General features: G+C 58.1%; 5 protein-coding genes. All 5 read right to left on the bottom strand.

Annotation, left to right across the window (positions count from 1 at the left end; all coding sequences use genetic code 11):
• Positions 1-89 precede the first annotated feature (89 nt).
• The 5 genes from EOL86_11135 to EOL86_11155 are packed head-to-tail and all read right to left on the bottom strand — an operon-like array spanning position 90 to position 6,067.
• Complete coding sequence (locus EOL86_11135; GenBank protein ID NCD26128.1) at positions 90-1,154, bottom strand: glycosyltransferase; 1,065 nt, start codon at positions 1,152-1,154, stop codon at positions 90-92.
• A gap of 18 nt (positions 1,155-1,172) precedes the next feature.
• A complete protein-coding gene (locus EOL86_11140; protein ID NCD26129.1) occupies positions 1,173-2,078 on the bottom strand; it encodes a glycosyltransferase family 2 protein in 906 nt (301 codons plus the stop codon).
• A 25-nt stretch (positions 2,079-2,103) separates the two neighbouring features.
• A complete protein-coding gene (locus EOL86_11145; GenBank protein NCD26130.1) occupies positions 2,104-3,918 on the bottom strand; it encodes an aminotransferase class I/II-fold pyridoxal phosphate-dependent enzyme in 1,815 nt (604 codons plus the stop codon).
• Positions 3,918-4,739: a class I SAM-dependent methyltransferase gene (locus EOL86_11150; protein NCD26131.1), complete on the bottom strand. Its 822-nt coding sequence runs from the start codon at positions 4,737-4,739 to the stop codon at positions 3,918-3,920. Before EOL86_11150 ends, EOL86_11145 begins: the two co-directional genes overlap by 1 nt.
• On the bottom strand, positions 4,736-6,067 hold the full coding sequence (locus EOL86_11155) for a hypothetical protein (protein NCD26132.1): 1,332 nt from the start codon (positions 6,065-6,067) through the stop codon (positions 4,736-4,738). Before EOL86_11155 ends, EOL86_11150 begins: the two co-directional genes overlap by 4 nt.
• Positions 6,068-6,559 lie beyond the last annotated feature (492 nt).

A 6,559-nucleotide genomic window follows, 5' to 3' on the forward strand; every position in this document is an offset into this window, starting at 1 on the left:
GCGGGGCGGGAGCCCCACGCTACGAGGGCCCATGCGGACAGCACCCCATCGCAGATGCGCCCCGGCCGCGGATGGCCGGCCCATCCCATCTATCCCCGCGCCAACACGTCGCGATACATCGCGCGATATTGTTCGGCGATGAGCTTCCAATCAAACCGCTCCGCCCAGGTCCGCGTGGCGGGGCGCATCTGTTCGGCGACGTCGCGGTTCCGCTCCAGCCAGAGGAGCTTTTCCACCCATTCGTCCACGTTGCGGTCGTTGCTCAGCAAAAAATTACACTCGGAGTCGACGTATTCCGCCGCGCCACCGACACGGTTCACCACCACCGGAGTTCCGCACGCCATGCTTTCGAGAATGACGTTGTTCGCCGCGCTGTCCAGCATCGGCAATGCCAGCACGTCCGCCTGCCGGTATTCCGCCAGGATTTGCTCGTCGGAGAGCCGCGGCAGCAGGGTCGCGCTGGCAATGCCCATGTAGTGATTCCGCTCGAGGGAGTCGGTCCGGATCCGCCACTCGAACTTTTCTGCCGGAAGTTTGGCCGCCACTCGCGCCGCGAATTCGTGGTCGCGCTCGGTGTTGCCCATCATCAGCAGACGATAACGGTCCGACCGCGGCTCGCGCACCGGGGACGGCGTAAAATAGCCGATCGCAACCCCATGCAAGATCGTGGTGACCCGCTCCGGCGGAACCGTGCGTTCCACGCACGATCGCTGGCTGTCGGAAGTCAGCACCACCCGATCGGCGTTCGCGTAGCCGTCCGGCCGCAGCCAAACCGAATCCCACCGTCTGGCGCTGCAGTGGACGCTGACAACCACCTTGATTCCCCGGCGATGATAGGGCGCGACATGCTTCAGGGGGCCAAATTCCCCCCAAAGGAAATGGGCAATGCGGCGCTTCGGAACCTGCCCCAGTTGCCACAGAATTCTGCGCTCATCCCAAATGGGCACCAATCCGTTCCACTCCGAACCGTAATGGCGAATCCCCCACCGCCGGAGGCCTTCCCCCAACCTCCAACTGACCTTCTGGAGGGAATGCCACCACAGGACATACTGGATTTCATCCACGCCCAACGCGGCCGTCAGGGGCATCATTCCAGAAACCGCAGGGATCGTGACCGGGATTCGAGTGATATGGCAAATGGTCGCGTCTGGCATGATAGGCCGTTCTCCTGTTCAGGTCCGTTGCACCAATGCAGCCGCCCAATGCCGCCATGCGCGCAGGTCTGACAGATCCGCCTTGAGCGCCTGCCGGGCAAACCAAGCCACGCGGCTCCATTCGCAGCGGTTGCGATAGAAATAAGCATTTTCGCTGCATTTGTCGGTCAAGGCCCGGACCATTCGGCACCAAGGCACAACATCCCCCCAGATGTCGCGCCGTTCCAACAGCGCTTGGAACAGCGGTACCGGCTCCGGGTTGGCCCGCCAGTTTTTTGATGTGATGCCCTGTCCGGCCTTGCGGAAGCCCGCCAGCACTTCCGGCACCAGGCCAATGGGATGCCGCCGTGCCACCCGCAGGAAGAATTCGTGGTCTTCCCCCAAATAGCCGTAGGGAGCCTCTGGATTGAACCAACCGACTTCCGCAAACAGACTTTTGCGCACCATCACCGTGGAAATCGTCACCCAGCAATGCTCCAGCAGCCGCTCGAATATCATCCCCGTTTCCGGCACCACTCCCGCCCCGTGCCGTATGCCGACCACCCGCGATTGGCCGTCGATCACGTTGCACAACGTGTGGCACAACGGCACGTCCGGATGCCTCTCCATAAACGCCACTTGTTTCGCCAGTTTCTCCAGATGCCAAACATCATCCGAGTCCAGGAATGCCACATATTCGCCCGTCGCCGCCGCGACGGCCTGGTTGCGAGTGATCGGACAAATGCCGGAGTTGGAATCCCGCAAGATGAGCCGAATTGACGCTCCATAGGACTGTAAAATCTCCCGCGTCCCGTCCGTCGAGGCGTCGTCCACCACGACGACTTCCTTGTGGGGCCAGGTCTGCGCCAGCGCCGAATCCACGCACTCCCGGATGTAGCTTTTCCGGTTGTACGCCCCAATGCAAATGCTGACCAGCGTACTCATATGGTTATCCGGGACCGGGTGGGGGTCAAGCTCCCCGGTTTGCCTGGCGCAAGGCGGCAATCAACTGGTCGTTGTCCGCCCCGTTCCGAATGGCAATTCGGATGAACTGGCCACGCTCAAAACCATCCTTGCCAGTGAGATCCTTGATCAAAATGCTGTGTTTGGAGAGCAGAATTCGCGCCAGATCCGTCGCGGAAAATCGGGCAGTCACCTCGCACAGGAAGTAATTGGCTTGGGATGGGAAGGTCTTGAGGAACGGGATCTGCCCCAATTCCCGCTGTAGCCGGGCGCGTTCGCCGCGTACCCGTTCGCAGGATTCCTCGTACCGGCTACGGAACGCGGGAAAGATTTGGAGAAAATATTCCGCCAGGGAGTTGATGTTCCAGACGGGCAGGTCGCGCCGAACGCCGGCCAGCAACTCCGGATCGCCCGAGGCCAGGATGCCCAGGCGCAGTCCGGGCACGCCGTAGGTCTTGCTGATGCTTTTAATGACCACCAGGTTCCTGAATTCCCGCAGCCAGGCGGAATTCAACAGAGAACATCCGCGTTCCGGATCGGCAAAATCCATGAACGATTCATCCACGATGACGCGCTTCCCTCGCTGGTCGCAATACGCCACCACGTCCAGCAGGTCATTCCGATCCAGAAGGGCCCCACTGGGGTTGTCGGGGTTGACCAAAACCAGCGTCTCAACTTCCTCGGCAGCCTGCAACAGCCTGTCCTTGCTCAAGCCATAGCCGAACTGGCTGGCCTCGACCCGGTGAAACTTGGTATCCGGGAAACACCGGAAGTATTCGTTGAAGGCAGGCACGGACATGGCCACCGTTCCCCGCGTACGCCGGCCCAGGGCCTGGATGAGTTCCGCGGCACCGTTGCCCACCACGATTTCCGACTCGTCCACGTTGAACATCCGGCTTGCGCAGATTGCCTGCACCCGCAGGCCGGAGGGATACTGGGTGACCAGGCTTTCAAAGAAATACTTCAATTTCTCCTGCAGCGCCGGCGGCGGAAAAAAAGGATTCACCAGGTAACAGAAATCCAACAGCCCTGAAAACCTCCAATAACCCCCATAACGCTGCTGGTAGCGGGCCAGTTGCTGTTCGCCTTCGGCAAACAGGGTTTCCGCGATGTCCAGATCCTGCGAGTCATCGATCTCGTACCACTTTTCGCCCGAAAGCTTGAAGGCCTTGAGCCCCGAATGGGCCAAGTGCGCGATGGCTTTCAGGACCTGTTCGTAGTATTCGTTCTGTCCATAGGCCGCGATGTAGGCCTCCAGGAACGGAAGATAGTGGCGCCGCGAAAACTCGCGACTGAACTTGTAGATATTGACGGTTTTGAAGTAGTTTCCGGCCTGGCTGAAGGCAAAATTTTTCTTCTCCAGGAATTCCACGATGCGATCTTGGCCGTCGAGCAGAGTCACCGTGCCCTCCATCCACTGCTCGTATCGGGCTACCGTTGCCAGATCGGACGCCGGATGTTCCACCAACGACCGAATCACCCCGGGTTCGAATATCAGATCCGACTCCAGCAAAACCGTGTCGTCTGCGGCCAGTTGATCCCGGGCGAGCCAGAGCGAATAAATGTTGTTGGTCGTCGCATATTCCGGGTTTTCCACGTACTCGATTTCGATGTCCCGAATGTTCGCAGCCACGTACCGGCGCAAGGAATCCGCCTGATAGCCCACGACCAAGATCAATTTGTCGATTCCCGCTCCATGCAAGGATTCCACGGCCCGCTCCAGCAAGGTTCGGCCCGCAACCTTCAGCATACACTTGGTGTTCGCTTGGGTGTGATGCCCCAAGCGCCGCCCCATTCCCGCCGCCAGCATGATTGCCTGCATCAATTACCTCGCCCTTGGCCGCATCCATTATCCGCAATGTTGCTTTTCCGCAGATAAACGGAATAACGTCCCCGCTGCTTCTCGCAACCCGGCCACTCGCCCATTTCGCGGAACGAAGTGATGACATGGCCGCCAACTGCGCGCATCCACCACTCCTTGGGGATATAAATGTTTCCGGATCCCAAATTGCGCCCCCCGGGTTCCGAAACGCAGTTGATCATCAGTGACGCCCCCGGTTTGGCAATCCGCAACATTTCCGAAACGAACCGGCCAGCTTCATCCAAGCTGTCCAGATACATGATAACGCCGGCGGCCAACACGTGGTCGAAACCGTTGTCCGCAAAGTCCGACAAATCCAAGCCGTTCCCGACCAGAAAGCGCTTGGACGGAAACACTTTTTGCGCCAGCGAAATTGCTTCCGGGACCGGATCGATGCCCGCAAAATCGGTGCATCCCGTCAGTTCTTCGATTGTCTTGGAAAAGGCGCCAACACCGCAACCGACCTCGAAAACGCTGTCTTGGGGGCCGATGGGGGGCTCCATATAGGCAATGGAATTTTGCACGAACGACCGCCATTGTTCGTTTGTCATGTATTTCCAGGCCGACGCATGATGAAGAGGCATCCCGTCGCGATATTGGTTTGCCGTGGTAGAAAACCACAGAAGCGACAGACCGCTTTTCCGGCCAGTCAACCAGGCCTGAATCTTTTCCCTATAATAAGTCCATTCCCGACGCAAATTCGGCCGATAGCGGAGAAACAGCCGATAGCCAATATAGGCGCAGGCCGCCGCAACAGGAACGACAATGCCGGTTGGGTTCATCTTGGACCTTCCGCTGCTAAGCTCGATAGATGCCGGTCAACAACCCGTTTGATCTCCTCGCCAGCACTCTCCGGCGGCCAATATAGATACTGGCTTGCGGCTCGCCGGCGCTCTTCCTCCCGGCAATCACGGCCTGTCAAGACGACGGAAACAAGGAAATCTTCGATTTCTTCAGTGTCCCAAGCCGCGTAATAGGCATGCAACAGCTTTTCTCCCATTGGATTCAAGCGCTGACGGCGAGCGCTGTCGAGAAAGCAAATCGGTTTTCCGGTCGGCAAGTATTCCGCCAAAAAACTAATGCTGTCTAAAATCAATGCGTCCGATTGGCGAAACATCGTGAAGATTTCGCTGCCCTCATAAACCTGTCCGTTCGGCAAGGAGCCGAATCGGTTGCGATAGGCGTCGGCTTCCGCGCGAGTTTTTAATCCGATTGCCACCATGTGCTCAAACAAATCCGGATGAGGCCGCATTACCAGTTCGACATCGGGATGTCTCAGGGCAAAATCCACGAAAAATTCGAAATACTTGAAGAAATTGGAAAACGTGTGGGGTGTCCGATCGTTTGAGACGGTAAAATGGGGGGCCCAAATCACCCGTTTTTTGGCTTGAGGACATTTCCACAGGTCCATATTTTTTGGCAAAGCCCCCCGGTAGACATCCATTTTGGGATGACCCGTTACATACAACTTGCCGGCTAACTTCGGGACCCGTTCCAAGTACAAGCGCCGGTGGGCTTCGCTTTCTAAAAATATGAACTGGCAATCGTCGTAAACAGGCAGGTGAAACATGAATTCCATGTCGGCAACCTGCATGCCGTAGTCATAAATGGCCAACCGGCAAAACTGCCTCAAATAGGCGGAATGATACAAGTAGCTCTGGGTGTGGGCGTAAGGTTGCGGCAAAAACACCACGTCCGGCAGCCCGAACTGCATGGGATTCATCCATATGTTGCATTCGAGATCAAACCCCTTGCGGTAATCGATATGTTCCGATTCGAGAAAAGCCATCAATCGTCGAAATTCCGCCAAATCGTAATCCGTCGCGGCCGGTGGCCGCTTGGGGATCGCCACAACAGTCACTTCCCAGGCCGGGTCGGCCTTGAACGCTTCGTAAACGCTTTTTTGATTCGGCCAAAGGGCTGGGCGCTGAACGATGAAGGTCACCCGTTTCTTCACGCCGGACTTCTGCGCGGCCTTGGCTTCGACCGCCAGCCGTTTGCCCTCCTCGACAAGCTGCCGATTGCGCCGTTTTTCCACCCAAGGGAGCCCCGCCACCCGTTGGCGAAGGCTGGCCGGAACGATTCGTTTGTACAGGCGCGTGATGGACATGGCATGATCTTTTACCCTATCTGGGAGGTCGTTTCCATCTCTTAATTGCGGACATTTCATCCGCAGACAGCTTGCGTTGGACGCATCTGCGATTCGGTGCAAGGATCCAGCCTGTAGAGCCGGACTACGAATGGGTCTGGCATGGGTCCCCACCTTGGCGCGTGGCTGTCCTTTTCGGCCTGAAAGGCGGGTGGGGGGCACCGAATCGCAGATGCGCCCGCTTTCACTCGCCCCCCCCCTTTGTTTCCTTGACCCCGTTCCCCCCGCCCCCTACGATGCGCGAAACGGTTTACCCTCGCGGGGCCGCGACCATTTGAACAGGAGTCCCCGACCATGAGTGCCAACGGAAACACGAAGAATCCCGCCGCGTGCAACGGCAGCCGCGAGAATTCCGTCGACGCCATCAAGTGCAGCTACTTGAACCACCTCAAGTATTCGCTGGCCAAGGACGAATTTTCCGCCACGGACCACGACCGCTACTACGCGCTGGCG

The sequence above is a fragment of the Deltaproteobacteria bacterium genome (genome assembly GCA_009930495.1).
In the GTDB taxonomy this organism is placed as follows: domain Bacteria; phylum Desulfobacterota; class Desulfovibrionia; order Desulfovibrionales; family Desulfomicrobiaceae; genus Desulfomicrobium.